Origin of the sequence: Vibrio sp. CK2-1 (assembly GCF_021726515.1) — a bacterium.
Lineage (GTDB): Bacteria > Pseudomonadota > Gammaproteobacteria > Enterobacterales > Vibrionaceae > Vibrio.
In genome coordinates this window covers 104,744-128,679 of the sequence record NZ_JAKKCJ010000007.1, presented here as the reverse complement: position 1 = coordinate 128,679, position 23,936 = coordinate 104,744, and the positions used below count along the sequence as shown (strand labels likewise).

Below are 23,936 nucleotides of genomic sequence, written 5' to 3'. Positions count from 1 at the left end.
TTACTCACCCGTCCGCCGCTCGACGCCGAAGTAGCAAGCTACTTCTCGTTTCCGCTCGACTTGCATGTGTTAGGCCTGCCGCCAGCGTTCAATCTGAGCCATGATCAAACTCTTCAATTAAAGTTTTTTTGGTCTTTCGACCGGCTCAATGAATACTGACTTCAAACTACCTAAGTAATTTAAAGCTATTATCTTTCCAACAGAAAGATAATGAATTGACTGTGCCAAGATTAATTACTTAACCTCGATTTGGTCACTCAGTTCATTGATAAATCTTTTTGATTATCATCAACGAGTGCCCACACAGATTGATAGGTTTAAATTGTTAAAGAGCGTTGTTCTTATTGAAAGCGCTTAGCGCGTCTCGTTGAACAGGGCGGCCATTTTAGCGATTTAAAAGTTCGTGTCAAACACTTTTTTAAAACTTTTTCCGCAAACCTTTTTGAGAAGGTTTTGACCTCTAACTCGTTGCTGCAGCTAGGCTGTGTGCTCCGTGTCAGTGAGGGCGCATTATAGAGACCTGGTTCACATTAGCAAGGGCTTTTTTGTGTTTTTTTGCTTTTTTTGATCGTTTGGTTACTTTTGAATCAAAAAGGGCCATTTTATGTAGTTTGCTTGTGTTATTTCGCCATAATTAGACAAGATAAGGAGTAAAAATGAGCAATATTCGTAGCTATAAAGGTATATCCCCTCTGATTGGGGAAAATGTATATATAGATGAGTCATCAGTTTTAGTGGGAGAAATGAAAATTGGTAATGATTCTAGTATTTGGCCATTAGTGGCGGCTCGCGGAGATGTGAATCATATTCACATTGGCGAACGAACTAATATCCAAGATGGGTCTGTTTTACATGTCACCCATAAAAGCACAGATAATCCAGATGGCTTCCCTCTTATAATTGGCAACGATGTCACGGTAGGTCATAAAGTGATGTTACACGGCTGCACGATTCATGACAGAGTATTGGTTGGTATGGGAGCTATCGTTTTAGATGGTGCGATTATTGATTCCGACGTCATGATCGGAGCGGGTAGCTTAGTTCCACCCGGTAAGCATTTAGAAAGTGGTTACTTATATGTGGGTAGCCCAGTAAAACAAGCCAGACCACTTAAAGATGAAGAAGCAGCATTTTTACTAAAGTCTGCCGATAATTATGTGGTTAATAAAAATGACTACCTCACTGAAATAAAATAGTCATCATCCAATTAGCCCAATGCAATTTCACCGGTTGGGCTAAATTCCTCATCCTCTATTGCTTCTTCTGCTAAGTCTTCGAGATCGAAACGAACACGCTCAAAAGCCGTTAATGCATTTTCTTTGCTCACCTTTGTATCATCTAATTGAGATAATAAGCCTAGAGAAACGATGCAATCTATAAGCTGCCCGGCTTGTTGAGCTTGGAAAACAACCGCCTGACGCTTATCGTCCCACTCACAGCAATCCGAAAAAAGGATATTTTGGTTCATTATTTAGCTCTCTATATTTAGATCTCTATTTCTTTAACTCTCTAAATTACGGCGTAGCTCTCTCAGTACCTGACGTACACTCGGACGTAATCCACGCCATAACATAAAACTTTCAGCCGCTTGTCCGACTAACATTCCCAAACCATCATAAGCATGAGATACGCCGTTCTGCTTTGCCCAATCCGTAAAGTGTGTTTTACCAGCCCCGTAGCTCATATCATAACTGACGCTATGTGGCGTGAATATCGCGGTGCTGATATCTGGTAGGCCACCAGTCAGCCCTGCTGAGGTAGAATTGATAATAATGTCAAAGCCAGAATCAATACTTTGCATCGACTGTGCCGAGATGGAGCCATAAGGCTGGAAGGCTTCCGCTAACTCTTCAGCTTTACTTAAAGTACGATTGGTTATCACTATATGTTGCGGTTGCTGATCAAGTAATGGTTTTAATACCCCGCGAGCCGCACCGCCGGCACCAAGTAGCAAGATTCTCGCTCCTTTAAGTTGAGCGTGATTTTGTAGTAAATCCTGAACTAAACCTTCACCATCGGTGTTATCACCAACAATCAAACCATCATCAAGCATCTTTAATGTATTCACCGCTTGTGCTAATTCCGCCCTTTCCGTTAAGCGATCAGCAAATTGATAGGCATCTAGTTTAAACGGAGCGGTGACATTACAGCCTTTACCACCTTCGGCAAAAAACTCACGAGCGGCTTGCTCAAAACTATCAACAGGCGCTTCAACAATGCCATATTCCATTGCTTGATTGGTTTGACGAGCAAACAAGGTATGAATAAAAGGTGATTTACTGTGCTTTATCGGATTACCGAATACCGCGTATTGATCAAGTGTTTGCATGAGTAGGCCCTTTCCTTGCCCTTAAAGAGTAAACAACCGCTACCATTCTCGTGGCTGTAAATAGTTTTGATATAAGTTGGCTTCTGCTGAATCATTTTCCGGGGAGTAATCATATTCCCAACGCACCAACGGTGGCATCGACATGAGAATAGACTCAGTACGTCCACCACTTTGTAGGCCAAATAGAGTACCTCGGTCATAAACTAGATTGAATTCAACATAGCGGCCACGACGATATAGCTGGAACTGACGCTCACGTTCACCATATTGATGGTCTTGTCTTTTATTCACGATTGGTAAATAGGCTTGCGTAAAACCTTCACCCACTGATTTCATATAATCAAAGCAGACCGAAAAATCCCATTGATTTAAGTCATCAAAGAATAATCCGCCAACCCCACGCGTTTCATTACGATGAGGCAAGAAGAAGTATTTATCACACCAAGCCTTATGCTCACCGTAAACATCATCACCAAACGGCGCACAGATCGCTTTGGCGGTATCGTGCCAGTGTTGGCAATCTTCCTCAAAAGGGTAGAACGGCGTTAAGTCAAACCCGCCACCAAACCACCAAATCGGTGCTTCGCCTTCTTTCTCCGCTATGAAAAAGCGCACATTAGCATGAGAGGTCGGGATATAAGGGTTTTTAGGATGGAGAACTAATGACACCCCCATCGCTTCAAACTGACGCCCCGCCAATTCCGGTCGATGAGCGGTTGCCGAAGTCGGCATCTTATCGCCAAACACATGAGAAAAATTGACCCCGCCTTGCTCAAACACCTGACCATTTCTAACCACTCGGCTACGACCGCCACCGCCTTGCTCTCTTTGCCAAGCGTCTTCAATAAATTGGTTGCCATCGACCGATTCCAATTGAGCACAGATCGAATCTTGCAAGCTCATTAGAAAGGCTTTTACCGCGTGTTTATCGACTTGTTGAGTTCTATTAACCATCAACCTACTTCTCTTATTTGATATTAGCCTTGTTTAAAAGCTAGCCTTGTCTTAATACATTCGATGTTTTGGCATCGCGAATTTCTGTTGGCTGAGTTCTTCCACCCACTTGCCCTTGTAGAATCGCCACCAACTTATCACCGAGTTGGCGCTCAACCTCTTCCGTAGTGCGGCAAGGCTCTAATCCAGTCAAGTTAGCACTGGTTGAGGTAATTGGCTTACCAAAAGCTAAACAGAGCTGTTGTACTAAAGGATGATCGGTCACCCGAACCGCAATTGAATCAAATTGTCCGGTAAGGTGAGATGAAATCCCCGCTTTAACCGGCATTACCCAGGTCACAGGGCCGGGCCAAGTAGACTGCACCGCTTGCAGTTGTTCACCCGTTAACTGAGAGTCATCAATGTAAGGCAATAGTTGCTGAGAATTAGCCGCAATCAAAATTAATCCTTTATCTATCGGGCGTTGCTTTAACGTTAACAACTTGTCGATGGCAGACACATTATCAGGATCACAACCTACTCCAAACACGCCTTCGGTTGGGTAAGCGATGACTTCTCCTTGCTGCAAAGCCTCAACAACAGATTCAAAATTATTCACTATGATTTTCTTCCCTGTACAAACGGTAATAGCGCCAGTGTATAAAACCTTATTGCCGATGACTAAAATTTTTTCATCTCAATGTCATTTATTCAGATCAGAATATAGAAACAAGCTGACGCAAACGTTTTCCTTATGGGTAATTCTCAGTATAATGCAGGCAACTATCTTTATTTTATAGCTTGAGTCGTTAAGGAGTGTTCGATGACTGTTGGAATCATTATGGGTTCAAAATCTGATTGGCCAACCATGAAACTTGCCGCAGAAATGCTGGACCGTTTTAATGTACCGTACGAAACCAAAGTAGTATCTGCTCACCGTACTCCTCACCTATTAGCTGAATATGCAGAAAGCGCAAAAGAACGTGGCATTAAAGTGATTATTGCTGGCGCAGGTGGCGCGGCTCACCTCCCAGGAATGACCGCTGCTTACACTAGTATTCCTGTACTTGGTGTGCCAGTTCAATCTCGTGCGCTATCTGGTGTTGATTCACTATACTCAATTGTCCAAATGCCTAAAGGGATCGCAGTAGGTACTCTCGCGATTGGTGAAGCGGGTGCCGCCAATGCGGGTATTCTAGCGGCGCAAATTATCGGTACTCACGATGAAAGTGTAATGGCTCAAGTAGAAGCGTTCCGTAAAGAGCAAACTGATACCGTACTGGCAAATCCGAATCCAGCCGAGGATTAATATTCATGGCAAACAAACACGTTTTAGTACTAGGTGCAGGCCAATTGGCACGAATGATGTCTTTAGCAGGTGCACCATTAAACATCGATATCTCAGCATTTGATGTCGGCAGTGAGCAAATTGTTCATCCGCTGACTAAAAATGTCATAGGTCATGGGATAAATAATGCGATTGCTTCTGCTGATGTGATTACTGCTGAGTTTGAACACATCCCGCATTCAGTGCTCGATATTTGTGAAAAAAGTGGCAAGTTTCTACCCACTACCCAAGCAATCAAAGCCGGTGGTGATCGCCGTATCGAAAAGCAACTACTTGATAATGCCAAAGCGGCTAATGCCAAATATGCGATAATCGAGAAACGCGCAGATCTTGATGCGGCGATTGAGTTTGTCGGCATTCCGATGGTGCTGAAAACTGCACTAGGTGGCTACGATGGAAAGGGTCAATGGCGCTTAACCGATGCTAAGCAAGTCGATCAAATTTGGAAAAAAGTCTCCGCCGCTATCGAAGTAACCCCACATCAAGCGGTAGTCGCTGAAGAGTTTGTGCCTTTTGATAGAGAAGTATCACTAGTCGGTGCTCGCCGTGCGAATGGGGAAGTTGCGATCTACCCTCTGGCAGAAAATGTTCACGTTAATGGTGTATTGAGTCTATCGGTCGCCATTGATGAGCCAGAATTACAATCTCAAGCCGCGACAATGTTTACCGCAATTGCTGAGCAACTCGACTACGTGGGTGTATTGGCGATTGAATTTTTCGATGTCCAAGGCAAATTGCTGGTCAACGAAATCGCGCCACGAGTACATAACTCAGGTCACTGGACGCAACAAGGGGCTGAAGTTTGTCAATTTGAGAACCATTTGCGCGCCGTGTGCAATTTACCACTAGGTAGCACTCAAGCGACTCGTCATACCGCAATGGTCAATATTCTAGGGCAAGATAGTCTGCCAGAGTCTGTTCTCTCGATGCCGCAATGTCATATTCATTGGTATGGAAAAGAACAGCGTCCAGGCCGTAAGATGGGGCACATTAATGTTTGTGGTGACTCTCACCAACAAATGAAACAAGCCCTAACTCAATTGGTCTCAGTATTAGATCCAGCAGCGTTTCCGGAATTAAAAGACCGAGTTGCTAAGCTGTAAATTACTACTACAAAAAAGACCCGCATCAGTTCATTGAACGGATGCGGGTCTTTTTATATTAAAGCTATGTTATATAAAAACTAAACGAGCTTTAACTATCTAGCTTTGGGTATGCTGACACTTACGATCGGCACACTGAATTTTAGTGCCACTGGCTAAACGCTTTTCAATTAACAAAGGAAAGCCACATTGCTGGCACTCACCTTCAAGCGGTAGTGAATTGATTGAGAATTTACACTTTGGATAAGCATCACAAGCATAAAAGCTCTTCCCAAAGCGAGATTGACGTTCAACTAATTTACCCGTTTTACATTCGGGGCAAGTTAGGTTCAATTCTGCCGCTTGTTCAGGTTGCGGAGCGGAAGATTCAATATGATGACACTCAGGAAAGCGACTACAACCAATAAACATGCCATAGCGCCCTTGCCTTAACACCAACTCTCCCGGTAGCTCATTACCACCACACTCAGGACAAGGTACACCCAATTCTTTTATGATATGGCCATCATTTTGATGAAGCGGTCGAATGAAATCACACTCAGGATAACGCACACAACCCAAAAATGGCCCGTGCTTACCATGTCGTAATTGCAATTCGCCTTGGTGTTCTTCACCACACTTAGGGCAAGACTCATGCTCTAACGCATGTTCATGGGCGGAAAATAATTGTTGATCGATTTTGTTATTCATTAGCAGCACGCAAATTAATGCACTAAACCTTGTTCAGTCGAGTAGAGTAACTCTTCCATTTGAGTGTAAGCATTTTCATTGCCCGGTACATTAAACAGTACCATCAAGATCACCCACTTAAGATCGTCCAAACTAAACTCTTGGGTTTCTAAGCCCATCACACGGTCAATCACCATTTCGCGAGTTTCTGTAGTTAGTACTTGGACTTGCTCAAGGAATAATAAAAAACCACGACAAGACACATCTAGGCGCAGCATTTCTTCTTGGGTAAAAATACGCGTTGAACTAGCCGAACCAGTCGCCATATCGAGGCGCTCACCTTGTTGCAAGGCGGCTAACCCTTCGAGCCAGTTTAATGCTTTATAAATTTCTTGTTGGTGAAAGCCTGCCCGCAGTAACTCATCTTCAAGTTCGTCTTGATCAATCATGAGGTCTGCATCGCTATGAATATAGGTTTCAAACAGGTACATAAGAATGTCCATCATAGCTTTACCCTCCGCGGCAACACTTTATCTTGGTTTATTCCCACTATTAAGAATATAACCTCCAGGAACAGAAATAACATGTCCAGCTAACTCAAGCTCTAATATTTGCATCATTACTTCGTGTACCGGAATATGGGTACGCTGAGACAAAATATCAACTGGTGTTGGATCATTTCCTACGTTAGCTAACAGTTGGGGAAATGGCAATGGTTGGGAGTGATTAACTGTTATTTCTGGCGTTGCCTGTTGTGTTAAGTTTAGCTGAGTTTGTACTGGTTGATATACATAAGAAGACCGAGATAACGCCGGATTTAATTCATCCAGAATATCTTGTGAACTCAACGCTAAAATCGCCCCTTGCTTTAATAACTGGTTAGTTCCGACAAACCCCGGCTGATAAATCGAACCCGGCAAAGCAAACACATCTCGATTTTGCTCTAACGCATAACGTGCAGTGATCAGCGAACCACTACGCTCTGCCGCTTCTACGACCAGCACGCCTTGCGATAAACCACTAATAATTCGATTGCGACGAGGAAAGTTTTCCGCGCGAGGTTTTGCATCCGGCCTCAATTCCGAAACCAAAGCTCCACCTTGCTGTAAAATTCGTTCTGCTAAGCCTTTATGTCGCGAAGGATAGATCTGATCGACACCTGAGCCTAACACCGCTACAGTCGTCCCTTGTGCCAATAAAGCACCATCATGGGCATGACCATCTACCCCTAACGCTAAACCACTGGTAATGGTGAGCCCATTTTGAGCCAACTGATAAGCAAACTCTTTCGATGCTTTCAGGCCATCTAAACTCGCGTGACGGCTGCCGACCATAGCAAATTGCGCAGAATTAACCGCCGCTAGCTCACCTTTGATAAACAATACCGGAGGGTGTGAGGACATTTGACTTAATAGATGAGGATAATTTTCATCGAGTGGCGTTAGAATATGATGCAGTGAAGATTGCGCGAGCCAGTGTAAGCATCGCTCTACCTCTGGCTCGGCTTTGTGTTGAATATAGTCAATCTGGTTAGCTTTCAGCCCTAGCTTTTGCCACTGCTGGGTCGAGTAACCAACCAAGTTTTGTGGAGAGTCGACGCTCATCAGGCGAGCCAGCGCCACTCCACCCAGTTTTGGGGTAAAGCTCAGCGTTAACCAAGCCGCCAGTTGAGCATCATTCATTTGCAAGCGGTTCCATAATCAAACGTTTCTATAATAAAGATTCGCCACCATTAAGAAGCATTATCCGCCTGCGGTACCGATACATGATTAGCTTGCGCATCAACACCTTCAATCACTGGTTGCTCGGTTAGTGGAGACACCGCTAGAGAATTGACACCAACCGGCTCTAAACTCTGAGTGATAAAAGCTAAGCTGAATTTAGCATAAGGACGAATCACCACCATTTGACCAATTGAAACTGGCGGTAAATCTGCAGAACTAAAGCCATTAACGCCGACTTCTTTTTCATAGCGGTAATCCCCTTTACTGCCATAAACCACTGCACCTTGTTTAGCCAAATTAAAGCTACTGCCTTGAGTTAAGCCATCATCAGAACCGCGATCTATCACCACCACCTGATTAGCCGCCATAAAGTAATGATCTTCCATTGAACCTTTAATATTGGCCACTAAGCCAACCGGAGCAGGACTAGGTTGAAACACCGTTGATAAAGTTAAGTCATCGCCAATCACCGGCAATACAATATCGTTTTGCAAAATCTCTTGCTGCTGGCTGACGACCTGTAATGCACTGGCTTTATCATTGGATTCTTTTAATTGCGCCTTAGCGACTAAACGTAATGAATAAGCGGTAGCATCCACATCATCGCCGCTACGTTGATATTGCTCGATTAAACGATAGACCGCCCAATCAGGGTGAGTCACTTTACCGTCGATATAAATGCGCTCATTGTGACTTAAGAACTTACGTCCTTCACTGGTGCCAAGTACTCGCAGTGCCTCTTCAAGTTGCTGGTCAGTCAATAACTGATCCGACTTTAAATACGGCGATATTAACCCGTCCGATAAGGTAGAAATCGCTTGTTTGCTGCTCTTGCGCACCTGCGGACTAATTTTTTTCATTGGCTTTAAGCTCAACAACGGTTGACCATTTTGCCAAGTCAGCGTCAGCTTATCGCCGGGGTAGATTAAATGCGGGTTGTCAATGTCAGGGTTCACCTGCCACAAACGCGGCCATAACCACGGGCTATCGAGAAATAACGCGGATATATCCCACAGTGTATCGCCCTTTTTCACCACATAAGTGTTTGGCGCGCCCTCTTTTAGGACTAACGGAGGAGTAGATTGAGTGGCGGCAACGACTGAAAAACTCACCACAAAAAAGACAAATAACTTCACTATAAATTGTGTAACTTTAGGCATGACCTGGATTCCTTGGTCGACATTTTGTCGCTTAATGTGATTGGATGCTGTCATTTGCCTTGTAAAATGTCTAGAATTGGAGCAATTAGGTTTAAGCTGTTTTCGGCACAGTTCAATATTTAGAGTGTATATGTCTGTATTACAAGTATTAACATTCCCAGATGATCGCCTTCGCACGGTAGCAAAACCGGTTGAAAAGGTGACACCTGAGATTCAAAAGATCGTTGATGACATGATTGAAACCATGTACGACGAAGAAGGTATCGGTCTGGCGGCAACTCAAGTTGATGTCCACCAGCGCATCGTAGTGATTGATGTTTCTGATGAGCGTGATCAGCCAATGGTGCTGATTAACCCAGAAATCATCGAAAAACGTGGCGAAGATGGCATTGAAGAAGGTTGCCTTTCGGTTCCTGGCGCTCGTGCATTAGTGCCTCGCGCAGCGGAAGTTACGGTAAAAGCACTAAATCGCGACGGTGAAGAGTTCACATTTGAAGCGGATGATTTATTAGCCATTTGTGTGCAACATGAGCTTGACCACTTAATGGGTAAATTGTTTGTTGATTATCTTTCACCATTAAAGCGTAAACGCATTAAAGATAAGCTTGAAAAAATCAAACGCTTTAATGAGAAGAAACAATAATCACCCCAATCATTAATGAGGTTACCTTGAGCCAGTCTTTACGCATTGTCTTCGCAGGTACGCCAGATTTCGCCGCCCGTCACTTGGCGGCGTTACTTTCTACACAGAAAGCTTCTGCACAGCAAAATTCTGCATCTGAATATCAAATCGTCGCCGCTTATACTCAACCAGACCGCCCTGCTGGTCGTGGAAAAAAACTCACCGCGAGTCCGGTGAAGCAATTAGCACTAGAGCACGATATCCCTGTATTCCAGCCTGAAAACTTCAAATCTGATGAGGCGAAACAGCAACTCAAAGAATTGAATGCCGATCTGATGATCGTAGTGGCTTATGGTTTGTTATTACCACAAGATGTTCTGGATACTCCGCGCCTAGGCTGCATTAACGTACACGGCTCGATTCTACCTCGCTGGCGTGGCGCAGCACCGATTCAACGTGCCATTTGGGCTGGTGATGCGGAAACCGGTGTCACCATCATGCAAATGGATATTGGCCTAGATACCGGTGACATGTTGAAAATTGCCACCATGCCAATTGAAAGCACCGATACCAGTGCCTCTATGTATGAAAAACTGGCGCAGCTTGGCCCGAAAGCCTTAATTGAATGCGTAGAAGAAATCAGCCAAGGGCAAACCTTCCCGCAAAAACAAAATGATGACTATGCCAATTACGCCAAAAAGCTCAGCAAAGAAGAAGCCAAGATAAATTGGGCAGATGACGCCGAGCATATTGAACGCAGCGTTCGTGCCTTTAATCCATGGCCAATGAGCTTCTTTAGTATTGCCGATAACAACGACCAGCAACATAACGTCAAAGTGTGGCAATCTCGAGTTGAGCCGCAACAAGCAAACCATCCGGTAGGACAAATTATTCGTGCCGACAAAACTGGCATCTATGTAGCAACCGGTAAAGACACCCTAGTACTTGAACAACTACAAATCCCAGGTAAAAAAGCATTGTCGGTACAAGACATTTTGAATGCTCGTAGCCAGTGGTTTGAAGTCGGCAATATTTTAGGTTAATCGCTCACTAAACGACGATAACCAACCAAGCAAGGCGCAGCGATGTGCCTTGTTTATTTTATCCATGTAACTGATTTATCTAACTTGCGACTTGTAAGTTATCGACAAGAGAAAACATCATGAACGTTCGTGCCGCTGCTGCAAAAGTATTATTTGAAGTTGTAGACCAAGGTTATTCGCTCTCTTCTGCGCTTCCTACTGCACAGCAAAGTATTCGCCCAAGAGATCACGCGCTATTGCAAGAGATGTGCTACGGCGCATTGCGTTATCTTCCACGCCTAGAATCCATTGTTAACGAACTCATGGATAAGCCGCTGAAAGGCAAACAGCGCGTTTTTCATCATTTAATTTTGATTGGTATTTATCAATTAAGCTTTATGCGCATTCCACCACACGCCGCAGTAGGTGAAACGGTAGAAGGCGCTCAAGCATTAAAAGGCCCGCGTTTACGTGGTTTAATTAATGCGGTACTACGCAACTACCAACGCAACCAAGAGCAACTCGATGCGCATGCAATTAGCCACAATGCGGGTAAATATGCGCATCCAAGCTGGTTATTAAAATTATTACAGCAAGCCTACCCAGAGCAATGGCAAGAGATTGTTGAAGCCAATAACAGCAAAGCGCCAATGTGGCTACGAGTCAATCGCCAGCATCACACTCGTGATCAGTACCTAGAATTACTAAAGCAAGACGACATCGAAGCAGAAATTCATCCACAAGCTCAAGATGCACTACGTTTGCTGTCACCTTGTGATGTGATGACTCTACCGGGCTTTGATCTTGGTTGGGTATCGGTGCAAGATGCCGCCGCTCAATTATCGGTCGACTACTTAACCCCGCAAGATGGCGAATTGATTTTAGATTGCTGCGCCGCGCCGGGTGGCAAAACTGCGCATATTTTAGAGCACACCACCAATACAGAAGTGGTTGCGATTGATTGCGATGAAAACCGCTTAAAGCGCGTGCATGAAAACCTAGAGCGCCTACAGCTTCAAGCAGAAGTGATTTGTGGTGATGCCCGTTACCCAGAAGAATGGTGGAACGGCGAGAAATTTGATCGAATTTTATTAGACGCACCATGCTCTGCAACCGGTGTGATCCGTCGCCATCCTGATATTAAATGGCTACGTCGAGGCAGTGATATTGAAGCATTGGCCGAACTACAAAGCGAAATTCTCGATGCTATGTGGCGTCAACTTAAGCCAAACGGTACTTTAGTGTATGCAACATGCTCAATCACACCACAAGAAAACGCCCAACAAGTTAGCGCCTTCTTAACCCGTACTAACAATGTCGAGTTAGTAGGTTCAGAGCGAGACAATCCGGGTCGTCAAATTCTTCCTGGTGAAGAAAATATGGATGGCTTCTATTACGCGGTGTTACGTAAGACCGCATAATATAGATAAAAAATCGTTGAGACTGTGACTTCATTCCCGAAGCACATCAACTCAATATTGTGGCGACAATCCCTCGCCACTTTGCAAGGTTAACTCAAGGTTCACGAAATATTATGAAAATCATTATTCTTGGTGCAGGACAAGTTGGCGGCACACTAGCGGAAAACCTAGTGGGTGAAAACAACGATATTACCGTTATCGACCGCAATACTGATCGACTCAGAGAGCTACAAGATAAATATGATTTACGTGTGGTCAATGGTTATGCCAGCCATCCAGATACTCTTCGTGAAGCTGGCGCGCAAGATGCCGATATGTTGGTGGCGGTAACTAATTCAGATGAAACCAATATGGCCGCTTGCCAAGTGGCGTTCACCTTGTTTAACACCCCAAGCCGAATTGCCCGTATTCGTTCACCAGAATATTTAGCTGAAAAAGATGCCCTATTCCAATCCGGCGCCATTCCTGTCGATCACCTGATAGCCCCTGAAGAGTTAGTCACCAGCTATATTGAACGCCTGATTCACTACCCTGGCGCGCTGCAAGTGGTGAGCTTTGCAGAGAAAAAAGTCAGCCTAGTGGCGGTAAAAGCCTATTATGGCGGCCCACTGGTGGGTAATGCGTTATCGACATTACGTGAACACATGCCGCACATTGATACTCGTGTGGCTGCGATTTTCCGCCAAGGACGCCCAATTCGCCCACAAGGCACCACCATTATTGAAGCCGATGATGAAGTATTCTTCGTGGCTGCCAGTAACCATATTCGCGCGGTAATGAGTGAACTACAACGCCTTGAAAAAACCTACCGCCGCATCATGATTGTCGGTGGGGGTAATATCGGTTCGAGCCTCGCCAAGTGCCTTGAAAAAGACTACAGCGTTAAATTGATTGAACGTAGTTACCAACGCGCAGAACAGTTATCTGAAGAGTTAGAAAACACCATTGTATTCTGTGGCGATGCCGCGGACCAAGAACTGCTCAATGAAGAGAACATTGACCAAGTTGACGTATTCATCGCGCTAACTAACGAAGATGAAACCAACATCATGTCTGCGATGCTAGCCAAGCGTCTCGGCGCCAAGAAAGTGATGGTACTAATCCAACGCAGTGCTTATGTAGATCTCGTACAAGGCGGTGCGATTGATGTGGCAATTTCTCCGCAACAAGCGACCATTTCAGCCCTACTGACCCACGTACGTCGCGCCGATATTGTTAACGTATCTTCATTGCGTCGCGGCGCAGCAGAAGCGATTGAAGCGATCGCCCACGGTGATGAAACCACTTCAAAAGTAGTCGGCAAAGCAATTGGTGATATCAAACTACCGCCGGGCACCACCATTGGCGCAATAGTACGTGGTGAAGAAGTACTGATCGCTCACGATAGAACGGTTATCGAACAAGATGATCACGTTGTGATGTTCCTAGTCGATAAGAAATATGTGCCGGATGTAGAACGCTTATTCCAACCAAGCCCATTCTTCTTATAAGAGTTAGACAATCGCATGGTTAACTATCGTCCCATATCGTTTGTACTCGGTTTAGTGCTATCAAAAATCGCGCTATTTATGTACGTGCCAACCTTACTGGCATTCTTCACCGGTACTGACGGTTTTATTGAATTCGGCCAATCTTTATTAATTACCCACTTTGCCGCGTTTGTTTTTCTGTCACTTGGCCGCACCAAAAACTTCCGTCTTGGGGTGCGTGATATGTTCTTGATCACTACCTTGGTTTGGAGTGTCTCAAGCTGTTTTGCGGCTCTACCCTTTGTCTTTATCAACCATATCAGCTTTACCGATGCTTACTTTGAAACCATGTCAGGCATCACTACCACAGGCTCTACGGTATTAAGCGGTTTAGATAATATGTCGCCCAGCATTCTACTGTGGCGTTCTACCCTACAATGGATTGGTGGCGTTGGCTTTATCGTCATGGCGGTAGCAATTCTACCAATGCTCAACGTCGGGGGGATGAAACTGTTCCAAACTGAATCTTCTGATTGGTCAGATAAAAGCAGCCCGAGAGCCAAAAGTGTCGCGAAGAACATCGTGGTGGTTTACGTCACGTTAACCTTTTTATGTATTCTGGGTTATCTGTACACAGGAATGGGGTTGTTTGATGCTATTAACCATGCCTTTACCACCTTGTCGACGGGCGGTTATTCCACCAGCGACAGCTCAATGAATCACTTTTCCAATGGCGCGCATTGGGTAGGTTCTCTGTTCATGTTTTTAGGCGGTTTACCTTTCTTACTATTTGTCACCGCTCTGCGTAAAAGAACTCCCAAAGCGCTATTCCTTGATGCTCAAGTACGTGGCTTCTTTTATCTAGTAGTCACTACTAGTTTATTAGTCGCGCTATGGATGACTTTCCGTGATCATTATGCGTTTTTAGATGCGATTCGAATTTCAACCTTCAACATTATTTCAGTATTAACTACCACCGGATTTGGCCTAGATGACTTTACCGCTTGGGGTGGATTGCCATCGGTCGTCTTTGCTTTCTTAATGTTAGTCGGGGCCTGTTCAGGCTCTACCGCCGGTGGGATTAAAATTTTCCGCTTTCAAATAGCCGCCACTCTACTCAATAAACAAATCATGCGATTGATTCACCCGTCCGGGGTATTTGTCCAGCGCTACAATCAACGTCCGGTGAACGATGACATCGTGCGTTCAGTGGTTGCCTTTGTATTAACTTTTATTCTGACGGTAATTTTTATCGCGGGAGCATTAAGTGCTATGGGCTTAGACCCGATTACTAGTATCAGTGCTTCCATGACGGCGGTGGCCAATGTCGGCCCAGGAATGGGTAGCGTGATTGGGCCAACCGGTAACTTTGCCCCTCTGCCGGATGCGGCAAAATGGTTGCTCAGCTTTGGCATGTTGATGGGTCGTTTGGAAATTCTGACTATCTTAGTGATTTTCTTCCCTGCTTTCTGGCGCACATAACCTTATAGCAATCCCACTCATTATCTATCTGCGTATCTAACAGATACAAAAATGGCGAGCCTAATCAGCTCGCCATTTTTATTCTTATACCGCTATTGTCATGCAACTATTACAGACAGCCTCAATCGACTGAACTAGTTTGCGACTGGATGTACATATCCATAGATACTCACAAAATGACAAATACAGCCACCGAGCACAAACAGATGCCAAATCGCATGGTTATAAGGAATTCGTTTGTTAGTGTAGAAAAATACTCCTAACGAATAAATCACTCCGCCTGCTACCAACCAGACTACCGCTCGAATATCTAAATGCGTCGCCAATTGATAAACCACCACCAAAGATAACCAGCCCATAATCAAATAGCTGATCAGCGAAAAAGCCTTAAAGCGATAGACAAATGATACCTTCATGATCACCCCTAAAAGGGCTATCGACCAAATCACAATCATCAATCCAATCGCTAAATCAGTACGCAAACCAACTAACAAAAACGGGGTGTAACTGCCGGCGATTAATAAATAAATAGCGCTGTGATCTAAAGTTTTTAGCCAACGCTTAGCTTTAGGGGAAGAAATTGAATGATACAAGGTGGAAGCTAAAAACAGCACAATCACACTCGCGCCATACACAGCCATGCTGACATAGGTCATAGTGTCTGCGTGAGCGGCATAAGATTTCATTAACAACACCACTAAAGCCACGACACCAAATATTACCCCTAGGCCATGGCTAATACTGTTGGCTAGCTCTTCACGAGCGGTATATTCTGCAGACGACATGGCCTACCCTCTAAAGCACAAAAATGAAGTATCTATTTTGACACATTGAGCTTACAACTGTAAGCCCAAAATAATCATAATTGCAATTAAGTACTTCGCTCTAAAAACTCCAGCACCTTCTTACCCGCTTCAACTGGTGATTCATTATGTTGCAACACCAATTCACGCTTCAATTTATTGCTGCCAATTAAGCTCGATAGCATGCCGCCCATGCCTTTCTTTTGACGATCGACTTCAAACCAGATCTTCAATTCGTGTTCAGTTCGGTAAGTGACGATTTCCAATTCACGCCAACGGCCATGAAAATCACCATGAACTGGCACAAACTCAAACTCTTGCACGAATGGTAAATCAAAGCCCTTCACCGCTTCACATTCTACTTGGCGAATACGCAGCCCCGCTTCTTCTAAAGCCGAGAAAATACCATCTTCCAATGGATCCGGGCGCACAGTTAAAATATCGGTATCTTTAGGATCGGATGCCAAGGCAATATCTAAAGTGGTATCTAGCCACACCTTAGAGTCCCCTAGTGTGATCGGAGTGTTCCAAGGTACCTGTAAATCGACCGAAAATACTTTATCTTGATTCGGCTTAATATCGAATGCTTCAGGCAAAGACCATTTATCCAACACATAAGTTTTCGCCACTTTACTGCCTTCTACTTTGCGCCCTTCAGGATTAATTCGCTCAGTACGGTAACGGCAACACAGCTTTAGATAAATATTATCGATCGATTGCTCAGTTGCTCCACCATAAACATGCACGTCAACCGACACAGTTTGCCCCGGATAGACAACATCTTGCTTTAAGATCGTATCGACGCGCGCCGAACCAATACCTAAGCTCGCTAATGTTTTCTTAAAAAACGACATACCTGCTCCTCGCTTTTTTAAATTCCTGTCAATTTATTCACTTAGCGATAAAAAGCTTATCGCTTTAGCAATTCTTTGTGACTATACTATTACACAGTCGAAAAATTATTCGATTACTGGTCAAATTTAGGACAAACAATCAAAAATATATAATGGTTGGATCAGGTAACAATAGCCATGGATGTGCGTTTTTATAGGCAATAACTATATGCGTCCTGTTCCTGTTCGAGCTTCATTTTCTCGCGGTTCAGCTTCTCGTCGCCGCCACTGTTTTGCTACGGTTCCTGTAGCGAAAACAGCCAAAGCGCCAGTAGAAGCCCCAGAGCAAAAGTAATGCGGTTCAAAACTCGATATCCCAAGAGCGTAGCATCATTTAGGTGCTGCGCTTTTTTTTAGAATTTGCTACCGTACCGCAATAACCCTTACTTTATCTATGGTGAAGAAAATGAAATGCCACCGCGTTAATGAATTAATTGAACTACTCCACCCTGAATGGCAAAAAGATCCTGATCTAAACCTACTAGAGTTCATCGTTAAGCTTAGTCAAGAAGCGGGCTATCAAGGTAAATTAGAAGACCTTACTGATGATGTTCTGATCTACCATCTCAAAATGCGTAATAGTGGTAAAGAAGAAATGATTCCTGGCCTAGCAAAAGATCAAGAAGATGACTTTAAAACCGCGCTGTTACGTGCGCGTGGCATTATTGAGTAATGATGACCGGAAAAGCCAAGTCATAATGATACTTGGCTTTTTTAGTACATTTTCAATGAAAATAATCGCAAAGCTAGATCCTCATTACACCTCATCACAACTCAATCAGATATACTGTGGCACAATAATTTCCGCATAACTAAATAAAGACAACGTATCTTTATGTCGGACCAAGGAAGCAGCAATGAGCCAAGATAGAATTGATGTCAAAGTCATTACCCCGAACACCAACCGGGATGCCAACGGCAAAATATACGTAAGAAAAAGCCAGGGGACGTTCCAAAAAATGCGTCGTTATGGCGGCTGGTTCCTGATGGTTTTATTTGCCATTCTGCCTTGGATCACCTACCAAGACCGCCAAGCCATTTTATTTGATTTAGCCAAACAGCAATTCGTTTTCTTTGGCGCGACTTTCTTCCCACAAGATTTGACCTTATTAGCCATCATTTTTGTGATTGCTGCCTTTGGCTTATTTTTTATCACCACCTTTTTAGGCCGAGTATGGTGTGGTTACCTGTGCCCACAAACCGTATGGACCTTTATTTTTATTTGGTTAGAAGAAAAGCTAGAAGGCCCAGCGAATAAGCGACGCAAACAAGATAATAGTAAATACACCTCCAATCTTATGCTGCGCAAAACCATAAAGCACATCGCTTGGTGGGCGATTTCGATTATTACTGGTTTAGTGTTTGTCGGTTACTTTATTCCCGTCCGCGAACTCTTTAGCGAATTTGCCACCTTTGAATTAAGCTTTTGGCCTGCATTTTGGGTATGGTTCTTCGCGGCTTGTACTTATGGCAATGCCGGCTGGATGCGCTCAATTATGTGTTTACACATGTGTCCTTATGCACGTTTCCAATCAGCAATGTTTGATAAAGACACCTACATCGTTGGCTACGATGCCAAGCGCGGCGAACAAAGAGGCCCACGCTCACGTAAAGCAGAAAAACCAGCAGGTTTAGGAGATTGCATCGACTGCAACTTATGCGTACAAGTCTGCCCAACCGGAATCGATATTCGTGACGGCTTACAATATGAATGCATCAACTGTGGCGCTTGTATTGATGCTTGTGATCAAACCATGGATCGAATGGGCTACCCTCGCGGTTTAATCAGCTACACCACCGAACATAAACTGGCGGGCAACAAAACCAAAATCATGCGCCCTAAATTAATTGGCTACGGGATTACTCTAGTCTTGATGCTAGGGCTGTTTATCAGTCAAGTGGCAACGGTCGATCCAGTGAATATGAGTGTTCTGCGTGATCGCAACCAAATGTATCGTGTCGATAACCAAGGTTGGATAGAAAATACCTACACCTTAAAAATCTTAAACAAAACCCAGCAAACTCAGCAATATCATATTGATGTGAATGGGTTAACCGATGTGAAATGGTACGGTAGCCAAACCATTCAAGTTCCTGCCGGTCAATTGGTGAGTAAGCCACTCACGCTGGCGGTGAATCCTGATGAGTTAACCTCGCCGATCATCAAGTTTGAGTTTATACTCAGCGACGATAGCGGGTTTAACTTAAATGTAGAAAGTCGCTTTATTAAGAAGCTTTAATCCACATCACAAGTTAACAATCACATAAGGAAGGGCTAAGTAATTGGCCCTTTTTATTATATGCACAACGATAATGCGCCAACCATGGCTTTTAATTTTGAAGCCTTAACCCCTGACTTTATGTGGTACGCCTTAGAAAGCATTGGCATTAGAGCCGAGTCTGGTTTGCTGGCTCTTAACAGCTATGAAAACCGGGTATACCAATTTGTCGATGAAGATAAAAAACGTTATGTAGTGAAGTTTTATCGCCCACAACGTTGGTCACAGGCGCAAATCATCGAGGAGCATCAATTCACCCAAGAATTACTGGAACAAGATATTCCGGTTGCTCCCCCTTGCGTGATTAATGGCATGACACTGCATCAATACCAAGGCTACTACTTTGCGCTATTTGAAAGTGTTGGTGGCCGTCAGTTTGAAGTGGATAATCTCGATCAAATGGAATGGGTAGGCCGTTTTATGGGGCGTATTCACCAAGTCAGTCAAGCCAAGCCGTTTGAGCATCGACCTACCATCAACCTAGATGAATACTTATATCAACCGCGTAAATTACTGCAGCAATCAAGCTTTATCCCAAGCTATTTAGAGAAAAGCTTTTTCAGCGACCTTGATATGCTGATCGAACAATTAGAACAACATTGGTTCGAACCTAAGAAACTCATTCGTTTGCATGGCGATTGTCATCCCGGCAATATTTTATGGCGTGATGGACCAATGTTTGTTGATCTTGACGATGCGCGTAATGGCCCTGCGGTGCAAGATTTATGGATGCTACTCAGTGGAGAACGTTCAGAAAAATTAATGCAGCTCGATATTATTCTTGAGGCTTATAGCGAGTTTTCACATTTTGATACTAATCAATTGAAACTGATTGAACCATTACGTGGTCTGAGAATGGTCCACTACATGGCTTGGCTGGCAAAACGTTGGCATGATCCGGCTTTTCCGATTGCATTTCCTTGGTTTAACGATGCAAAATACTGGGAGAACCAAGTGCTGGCGTTTAAAGAACAAATTTCAGCTTTGCAAGAACCGACGTTATCGTTAACACCACAATGGTAACTCACCTAAAATGAAATGGAGTTAATTCTACAATGAAAAAAATCTTTACCCTGTTCGCTGCTCTGGTACTGAGTTTTGCTGCTCAAGCAGAACGCTTTCCTGAAGGTGATTACTACAAAGTGGTTGATCTACCAGCGGCTAGCTCACCAACCGTGACTGAGTTTTTCTCTTTCTACTGCCCACACTGTCATGAATTTGAACCTATGATTGGCGCACTGAAAAAACATCTTGATGGTAATGCCGATTTTGAAAAAGTGCCGGTTTCATTCATGGGTGGCAATATGGGCAAGCCAATGAGTAAAGCTTACGCGACTATGGTTTCTCTAGATGTAGAAGACAAACTGGTTCCAGTTATGTTTAACCGTATTCATGTACAACGTAATCCTCCAAAAGATGAAGCTGAATTACGCCAAATCTTCCTAGATAACGGTGTATCTGCGGCTGATTTTGATGGTACTTACAACAGCTTTGCGGTTGATTCTATGGTACGTCGCTTTGATAAAGCCTTTAAAGATAGCGGCCTTTCTGGTGTTCCTACCGTTGTGGTAAACAACAAGTACATTGTTGATGCGAGCAAAGTTAAAGATATTAACGAGTATTTTGATTTAATTGATTTCTTATTGAAGAAGTAATTAAACAGCTCATAAACAAAACGGGAAGCCATTCGCTTCCCGTTTTTTATTTGTTTTTTTAGCACATTCAACATCGCATTAAATAACTTAAGCCGCCTTATCAAGGCTAGACTCTGTCACTTGTCCATCACGATATAGATTGTCTAAATACTGATCTTTCTCTTTCCAACGACCACTTAACCAAGTTTGAAATTCACGCTTAAAGCTTGGCTGGTTAAAGTAATCACCTTGCGGCACTTGTGACATTGGGATCATGTCAATTTTGACGACAATCTTGGTTAATCTGCCCATTAGCATATCGCGAAATGGCTTATCGATATTATCAGGATAAGCTAAAGTCACATCGACCACATACTCAAATTGCTCTCCCATTGCCGCCAAAGTGTAAGCAATGCCACCAGATTTAGGCGACAACAGGTGCTGATACGGTGAGCGACGGTTTTTCGCTTTATCATAACTATGTCGAGTGCCTTCTACATAATTAACGACCGTAGTTGGAGTGTGCTGGAATTTGGCGCAAGAACGGCGAGTCGTTTGTAAGTCTTGACCTTTTTTTTCGGGATGCTTGGCAAGGTACTCTTTGCTATAACGACGCATAAACGGCATATCAAGCGCCCAACAAGCTAGGCCAACAAACGGCACATACAGTAATTCATATTTCAGGAAAAACTTCGGCATCGGGATGCGATTGCGTAACACACTGCATAACACCACAATATCGGCCCAGCTTTGATGATTACAAATCACTAGATACCAACCTTGCTGAGTTAATGCTTCGCCACCTTCAATCTGCCACTCAACGGGGTTAATCGCATTAAGAGTGACATTGTTGATACTGGCCCATAACCACATCACACGATTGGCAGTATAAGACATGGCGCGCTGCACGATGGAAATAGGCACTAACCATTTCACCACCGCCATTAAGAAAATCCCTAACGATGCCAATGCTGTATTTATTATCACTATCAAGCAGCTGATTAAAAACCGAATAACCGTCATGACACCCTCAACACTCACCTATAGATCAAAGCCCGGCATTATATACCTTTCTGCTGTTTTGTTGATCCTGTTTAGAGCTATGTTTTGCACGCTATACTGCCTGCGCGGTTAATTGCTTCAATAAGCGATCCATATTGCGATAACCTAGTGCTTCCGCTAAATGGGCTTTTTCAATCCACTCTGCTTGTGATAAATCAGCAATAGTTCGGGCGACTTTTAATATTCGATGATAAGCACGCACCGATAATCCCAGCTGATGCAGCGCTTGTTCTAAAAATTCCGCATCCGCTTTGTCGAGCTTACATACTTGCTCAATTTCACGGCTGTTTAATAACGCATTCACCTTACCACTACGCGCCAACATCAATTGACGGGCTTGCCAAACTCTCTGTTTAACTACCTGAGTTGGCTCTCCGCGATCACCGCCTTGCGATAGCGTCCCTTTTGGTAGTGCAGGGATTTCAATCGACATATCAAAGCGATCCAACAATGGGCCAGATAAACGACTCAAATAACGCAGAATAGTTTGCGGATTAGCGCGGCTTTGGGCGCCTTCGTAATAGCCTGTCGGACTTGGGTTAAGCGCACCTACCAATTGAAAGCGCGCTGGGAAACGGGTTTTTCCGGCAGCGCGAGAAATAATAATTTCACCCGACTCTAACGGCTCACGCAGCGAATCCAGTACCTTGCGGTCAAATTCCGGCATTTCATCTAAAAATAACAAGCCATTGTGCGCCAATGAAATTTCTCCCGGTCTTGGGATCGAGCCACCGCCAACTAGCGCCGCCATAGAACTAGAATGATGAGGCGCTCTAAAGGGGCGATTTTTCCAATTATGGTGATTAATTTCTAACTCTGTTAATGAAGCCACCGAAGCGCTTTCTAACGCTTCATCATCACTCATCTCGGGTAACAAATCACACAAGCGAGAAGCCAACATGGTTTTTCCGGTTCCCGGTGGGCCTAAAAAGAGCAAATTATGCGAACCTGCCGCGGCAATTTCGAGTGCCCGCTTACCTTGCTGTTGACCAATAATATCTTGTAAGTCACGGTCATTATTTGCCTTGGGTTGCGCTTTGTCTGTGGTAAATAATCCCATGGTCTGCTGACCACATAGATCGGCGCACACTTCCAATAAGGTAGTCGCGGATTTATGTACTTCTTGGCCAACAAGTGCGGCTTGATCGCCATTGTCTTTGGGGACGACTAAGGTTCGCTGTTGTTTAATACAAGCTAATGCTGCGGGAAGTACGCCTTTAACTCTTCTAAGTTCGCCAGACAAAGCCAACTCTCCAACAAACTCATGGCTATCGAGCTTATTAATTGCGATTTGTTGAGAGGCAGCCAAAATGCCTAGTGCAATCGGCAAATCAAAACGACCGCCTTCTTTGGGTAAATCGGCCGGCGCTAAATTGACCGTGATTCTTTTTGCTGGAAATTCAAAGTTCGAATTTAAAATCGCGCTGCGTACTCGGTCTTTAGCTTCTTTGACCGTGGTTTCCGGTAGGCCAACTAACGAAAATCCAGGCATTCCGTTGCTTATATGGACCTCGACGGTCACTTCTGGCGCTTCTACCCCTACGCAGGCTCGACTATGTATGATTGCTAATTCCATTTATCTATCCACTTCTTTTATATTTTGATTAAGTACTCCTGTATACAAGCTTTGAAGTGAGCCGTATGGTTAAAAAAGTGTGAGTTTTTGCTTGTAATATGATCAATTTATGTGATACCACTAACAGTACAGATTACGTTACGCTTTCAAATGGAATTGGAATGAACCCTATCGCTCGTATTCACACTCTGATTATTCTCCTAGTCGTGGTCATTATTCGGTCCGCGCGGGGATTAGTGAGCGATAAGTAACACCAAACACTATCAAGCCCCCGCACTTTAAGTCGGGGGCTTTTTTTATCTCTTTTTAAACATAAAAATTTACCATTGGTCATGACAATAATAATAAATTAATACCAATACAGTAGGACAAGGAATACGCCTCATGCAGACACAACACATGGAAGA

25 protein-coding genes and 1 rRNA gene are annotated in these 23,936 nt (G+C 44.0%); 13 read left to right on the top strand and 13 right to left on the bottom strand.

Annotated elements, in window-relative coordinates; genetic code table 11:
- A 16S ribosomal RNA gene (locus L3V25_RS15300) occupies positions 1-120 on the bottom strand; the annotation flags it as partial.
- A gap of 536 nt (positions 121-656) precedes the next feature.
- Here L3V25_RS15300 and L3V25_RS15295 point away from each other — a divergent pair.
- On the top strand, positions 657-1,196 hold the full coding sequence (locus L3V25_RS15295; RefSeq protein WP_237296332.1) for a gamma carbonic anhydrase family protein: 540 nt from the start codon (positions 657-659) through the stop codon (positions 1,194-1,196).
- Positions 1,197-1,207: 11 nt separating this feature from the next.
- Here the strand turns inward: L3V25_RS15295 and L3V25_RS15290 are convergent, their stop codons facing one another.
- The 4 genes from L3V25_RS15290 to L3V25_RS15275 are packed head-to-tail and all read right to left on the bottom strand — an operon-like array spanning position 1,208 to position 3,881.
- Entirely contained in the window at positions 1,208-1,468 is a 261-nt protein-coding gene (locus tag L3V25_RS15290; protein ID WP_237296331.1) for a DUF1488 domain-containing protein, read from the bottom strand.
- 33 nt (positions 1,469-1,501) lie between these two features.
- A complete protein-coding gene (gene aroE, locus L3V25_RS15285; RefSeq protein WP_237296330.1) occupies positions 1,502-2,329 on the bottom strand; it encodes a shikimate dehydrogenase in 828 nt (275 codons plus the stop codon).
- A gap of 39 nt (positions 2,330-2,368) precedes the next feature.
- Entirely contained in the window at positions 2,369-3,283 is a 915-nt protein-coding gene (gene hemF, locus L3V25_RS15280) for an oxygen-dependent coproporphyrinogen oxidase (RefSeq protein WP_237296329.1), read from the bottom strand.
- Between the two features lie 40 nt (positions 3,284-3,323).
- Positions 3,324-3,881 carry a Sua5/YciO/YrdC/YwlC family protein gene (locus tag L3V25_RS15275; protein WP_237296328.1) on the bottom strand — a complete coding sequence of 186 codons (558 nt, stop codon included), beginning with the start codon at positions 3,879-3,881 and terminating at the stop codon, positions 3,324-3,326.
- A gap of 204 nt (positions 3,882-4,085) precedes the next feature.
- Between L3V25_RS15275 and purE the strand changes: the two genes are divergently transcribed.
- Both purE and L3V25_RS15265 read left to right on the top strand, forming a co-directional pair.
- Positions 4,086-4,571 carry a 5-(carboxyamino)imidazole ribonucleotide mutase gene (gene purE / locus L3V25_RS15270; protein ID WP_237296327.1) on the top strand — a complete coding sequence of 162 codons (486 nt, stop codon included), beginning with the start codon at positions 4,086-4,088 and terminating at the stop codon, positions 4,569-4,571.
- A 5-nt stretch (positions 4,572-4,576) separates the two neighbouring features.
- A complete protein-coding gene (locus L3V25_RS15265) occupies positions 4,577-5,713 on the top strand; it encodes a 5-(carboxyamino)imidazole ribonucleotide synthase (RefSeq protein ID WP_237296326.1) in 1,137 nt (378 codons plus the stop codon).
- Between the two features lie 99 nt (positions 5,714-5,812).
- Here the strand turns inward: L3V25_RS15265 and L3V25_RS15260 are convergent, their stop codons facing one another.
- The 4 genes from L3V25_RS15260 to L3V25_RS15245 are packed head-to-tail and all read right to left on the bottom strand — an operon-like array spanning position 5,813 to position 9,266.
- On the bottom strand, positions 5,813-6,403 hold the full coding sequence (locus tag L3V25_RS15260) for a topoisomerase DNA-binding C4 zinc finger domain-containing protein (RefSeq protein ID WP_027695028.1): 591 nt from the start codon (positions 6,401-6,403) through the stop codon (positions 5,813-5,815).
- A gap of 14 nt (positions 6,404-6,417) precedes the next feature.
- Positions 6,418-6,888, bottom strand: a complete 471-nt coding sequence (locus L3V25_RS15255) for a DUF494 family protein (protein WP_027695029.1) — start codon at positions 6,886-6,888, stop codon at positions 6,418-6,420.
- A 24-nt stretch (positions 6,889-6,912) separates the two neighbouring features.
- A complete protein-coding gene (dprA, locus tag L3V25_RS15250) occupies positions 6,913-8,064 on the bottom strand; it encodes a DNA-processing protein DprA (RefSeq protein ID WP_237296325.1) in 1,152 nt (383 codons plus the stop codon).
- A gap of 50 nt (positions 8,065-8,114) precedes the next feature.
- Complete coding sequence (locus tag L3V25_RS15245) at positions 8,115-9,266, bottom strand: LysM peptidoglycan-binding domain-containing protein (RefSeq protein ID WP_237296324.1); 1,152 nt, start codon at positions 9,264-9,266, stop codon at positions 8,115-8,117.
- A 130-nt stretch (positions 9,267-9,396) separates the two neighbouring features.
- On the opposite strand from L3V25_RS15245, the gene def reads away from it, so the two are divergent.
- The 5 genes from def to L3V25_RS15220 all read left to right on the top strand — a co-directional run bounded on the left by def (position 9,397) and on the right by L3V25_RS15220 (position 15,282).
- Positions 9,397-9,909, top strand: coding sequence for a peptide deformylase (gene def, locus L3V25_RS15240; RefSeq protein ID WP_237296323.1), 513 nt, complete (start codon positions 9,397-9,399; stop codon positions 9,907-9,909).
- Between the two features lie 26 nt (positions 9,910-9,935).
- Positions 9,936-10,931, top strand: coding sequence for a methionyl-tRNA formyltransferase (gene fmt, locus L3V25_RS15235; RefSeq protein ID WP_237296322.1), 996 nt, complete (start codon positions 9,936-9,938; stop codon positions 10,929-10,931).
- 119 nt (positions 10,932-11,050) lie between these two features.
- A complete protein-coding gene (gene rsmB / locus L3V25_RS15230; RefSeq protein WP_237296321.1) occupies positions 11,051-12,331 on the top strand; it encodes a 16S rRNA (cytosine(967)-C(5))-methyltransferase RsmB in 1,281 nt (426 codons plus the stop codon).
- 113 nt (positions 12,332-12,444) lie between these two features.
- Positions 12,445-13,821 (top strand): Trk system potassium transporter TrkA, encoded by a 1,377-nt coding sequence (gene trkA / locus L3V25_RS15225; RefSeq protein ID WP_237296320.1) that lies wholly within the window; start codon positions 12,445-12,447, stop codon positions 13,819-13,821.
- A gap of 15 nt (positions 13,822-13,836) precedes the next feature.
- Complete coding sequence (locus L3V25_RS15220; RefSeq protein WP_237296319.1) at positions 13,837-15,282, top strand: TrkH family potassium uptake protein; 1,446 nt, start codon at positions 13,837-13,839, stop codon at positions 15,280-15,282.
- 134 nt (positions 15,283-15,416) lie between these two features.
- Here the strand turns inward: L3V25_RS15220 and L3V25_RS15215 are convergent, their stop codons facing one another.
- Both L3V25_RS15215 and L3V25_RS15210 read right to left on the bottom strand, forming a co-directional pair.
- Entirely contained in the window at positions 15,417-16,067 is a 651-nt protein-coding gene (locus L3V25_RS15215) for a hemolysin III family protein (protein ID WP_237296318.1), read from the bottom strand.
- A gap of 86 nt (positions 16,068-16,153) precedes the next feature.
- Positions 16,154-16,939, bottom strand: coding sequence for a sporulation protein (locus L3V25_RS15210; protein WP_237296317.1), 786 nt, complete (start codon positions 16,937-16,939; stop codon positions 16,154-16,156).
- Positions 16,940-17,147: 208 nt separating this feature from the next.
- Between L3V25_RS15210 and L3V25_RS16535 the strand changes: the two genes are divergently transcribed.
- The 5 genes from L3V25_RS16535 (at position 17,148) to L3V25_RS15190 (ending at position 20,912) form a co-directional block, all read left to right on the top strand.
- A complete protein-coding gene (locus L3V25_RS16535; protein ID WP_267135505.1) occupies positions 17,148-17,273 on the top strand; it encodes a hypothetical protein in 126 nt (41 codons plus the stop codon).
- A gap of 111 nt (positions 17,274-17,384) precedes the next feature.
- Entirely contained in the window at positions 17,385-17,651 is a 267-nt protein-coding gene (locus tag L3V25_RS15205; protein WP_027695038.1) for a YihD family protein, read from the top strand.
- A 184-nt stretch (positions 17,652-17,835) separates the two neighbouring features.
- The gene (gene ccoG, locus L3V25_RS15200) at positions 17,836-19,218 is read left to right on the top strand and encodes a cytochrome c oxidase accessory protein CcoG (protein ID WP_237296316.1); all 1,383 of its coding nucleotides are present in this window, start codon (positions 17,836-17,838) and stop codon (positions 19,216-19,218) included.
- A gap of 84 nt (positions 19,219-19,302) precedes the next feature.
- On the top strand, positions 19,303-20,280 hold the full coding sequence (locus L3V25_RS15195) for a serine/threonine protein kinase (protein ID WP_237296315.1): 978 nt from the start codon (positions 19,303-19,305) through the stop codon (positions 20,278-20,280).
- Positions 20,281-20,312: 32 nt separating this feature from the next.
- The gene (locus L3V25_RS15190) at positions 20,313-20,912 is read left to right on the top strand and encodes a thiol:disulfide interchange protein DsbA/DsbL (RefSeq protein ID WP_237296314.1); all 600 of its coding nucleotides are present in this window, start codon (positions 20,313-20,315) and stop codon (positions 20,910-20,912) included.
- A gap of 87 nt (positions 20,913-20,999) precedes the next feature.
- Here L3V25_RS15190 and L3V25_RS15185 read toward each other — a convergent pair whose 3' ends face one another.
- Positions 21,000-21,914, bottom strand: coding sequence for an acyltransferase (locus tag L3V25_RS15185; protein ID WP_237296313.1), 915 nt, complete (start codon positions 21,912-21,914; stop codon positions 21,000-21,002).
- A 91-nt stretch (positions 21,915-22,005) separates the two neighbouring features.
- Entirely contained in the window at positions 22,006-23,529 is a 1,524-nt protein-coding gene (locus L3V25_RS15180) for a YifB family Mg chelatase-like AAA ATPase (RefSeq protein WP_237296312.1), read from the bottom strand.
- Positions 23,530-23,936 lie beyond the last annotated feature (407 nt).

What these genes read in the sequence shown, in the direction of transcription:
- L3V25_RS15205 (WP_027695038.1), top strand. Translation starts at nt 17,385, where the DNA reads ATGAAATGCCACCGCGTTAATGAATTAATTGAACTACTCCACCCTGAA.
- hemF (WP_237296329.1), bottom strand. Translation starts at nt 3,283, where the DNA reads ATGGTTAATAGAACTCAACAAGTCGATAAACACGCGGTAAAAGCCTTT.
- ccoG (WP_237296316.1), top strand. Translation starts at nt 17,836, where the DNA reads ATGAGCCAAGATAGAATTGATGTCAAAGTCATTACCCCGAACACCAAC.
- L3V25_RS16535 (WP_267135505.1), top strand. Translation starts at nt 17,148, where the DNA reads ATGCGTCCTGTTCCTGTTCGAGCTTCATTTTCTCGCGGTTCAGCTTCT.
- L3V25_RS15245 (WP_237296324.1), bottom strand. Translation starts at nt 9,266, where the DNA reads ATGCCTAAAGTTACACAATTTATAGTGAAGTTATTTGTCTTTTTTGTG.
- aroE (WP_237296330.1), bottom strand. Translation starts at nt 2,329, where the DNA reads ATGCAAACACTTGATCAATACGCGGTATTCGGTAATCCGATAAAGCAC.
- L3V25_RS15290 (WP_237296331.1), bottom strand. Translation starts at nt 1,468, where the DNA reads ATGAACCAAAATATCCTTTTTTCGGATTGCTGTGAGTGGGACGATAAG.
- L3V25_RS15180 (WP_237296312.1), bottom strand. Translation starts at nt 23,529, where the DNA reads ATGGAATTAGCAATCATACATAGTCGAGCCTGCGTAGGGGTAGAAGCG.
- L3V25_RS15215 (WP_237296318.1), bottom strand. Translation starts at nt 16,067, where the DNA reads ATGTCGTCTGCAGAATATACCGCTCGTGAAGAGCTAGCCAACAGTATT.
- L3V25_RS15260 (WP_027695028.1), bottom strand. Translation starts at nt 6,403, where the DNA reads ATGAATAACAAAATCGATCAACAATTATTTTCCGCCCATGAACATGCG.
- dprA (WP_237296325.1), bottom strand. Translation starts at nt 8,064, where the DNA reads ATGAATGATGCTCAACTGGCGGCTTGGTTAACGCTGAGCTTTACCCCA.
- L3V25_RS15210 (WP_237296317.1), bottom strand. Translation starts at nt 16,939, where the DNA reads ATGTCGTTTTTTAAGAAAACATTAGCGAGCTTAGGTATTGGTTCGGCG.
- def (WP_237296323.1), top strand. Translation starts at nt 9,397, where the DNA reads ATGTCTGTATTACAAGTATTAACATTCCCAGATGATCGCCTTCGCACG.
- L3V25_RS15255 (WP_027695029.1), bottom strand. Translation starts at nt 6,888, where the DNA reads ATGATGGACATTCTTATGTACCTGTTTGAAACCTATATTCATAGCGAT.
- L3V25_RS15185 (WP_237296313.1), bottom strand. Translation starts at nt 21,914, where the DNA reads ATGACGGTTATTCGGTTTTTAATCAGCTGCTTGATAGTGATAATAAAT.
- L3V25_RS15190 (WP_237296314.1), top strand. Translation starts at nt 20,313, where the DNA reads ATGAAAAAAATCTTTACCCTGTTCGCTGCTCTGGTACTGAGTTTTGCT.
- L3V25_RS15195 (WP_237296315.1), top strand. Translation starts at nt 19,303, where the DNA reads ATGGCTTTTAATTTTGAAGCCTTAACCCCTGACTTTATGTGGTACGCC.
- purE (WP_237296327.1), top strand. Translation starts at nt 4,086, where the DNA reads ATGACTGTTGGAATCATTATGGGTTCAAAATCTGATTGGCCAACCATG.
- L3V25_RS15220 (WP_237296319.1), top strand. Translation starts at nt 13,837, where the DNA reads ATGGTTAACTATCGTCCCATATCGTTTGTACTCGGTTTAGTGCTATCA.
- rsmB (WP_237296321.1), top strand. Translation starts at nt 11,051, where the DNA reads ATGAACGTTCGTGCCGCTGCTGCAAAAGTATTATTTGAAGTTGTAGAC.
- L3V25_RS15265 (WP_237296326.1), top strand. Translation starts at nt 4,577, where the DNA reads ATGGCAAACAAACACGTTTTAGTACTAGGTGCAGGCCAATTGGCACGA.
- trkA (WP_237296320.1), top strand. Translation starts at nt 12,445, where the DNA reads ATGAAAATCATTATTCTTGGTGCAGGACAAGTTGGCGGCACACTAGCG.
- L3V25_RS15295 (WP_237296332.1), top strand. Translation starts at nt 657, where the DNA reads ATGAGCAATATTCGTAGCTATAAAGGTATATCCCCTCTGATTGGGGAA.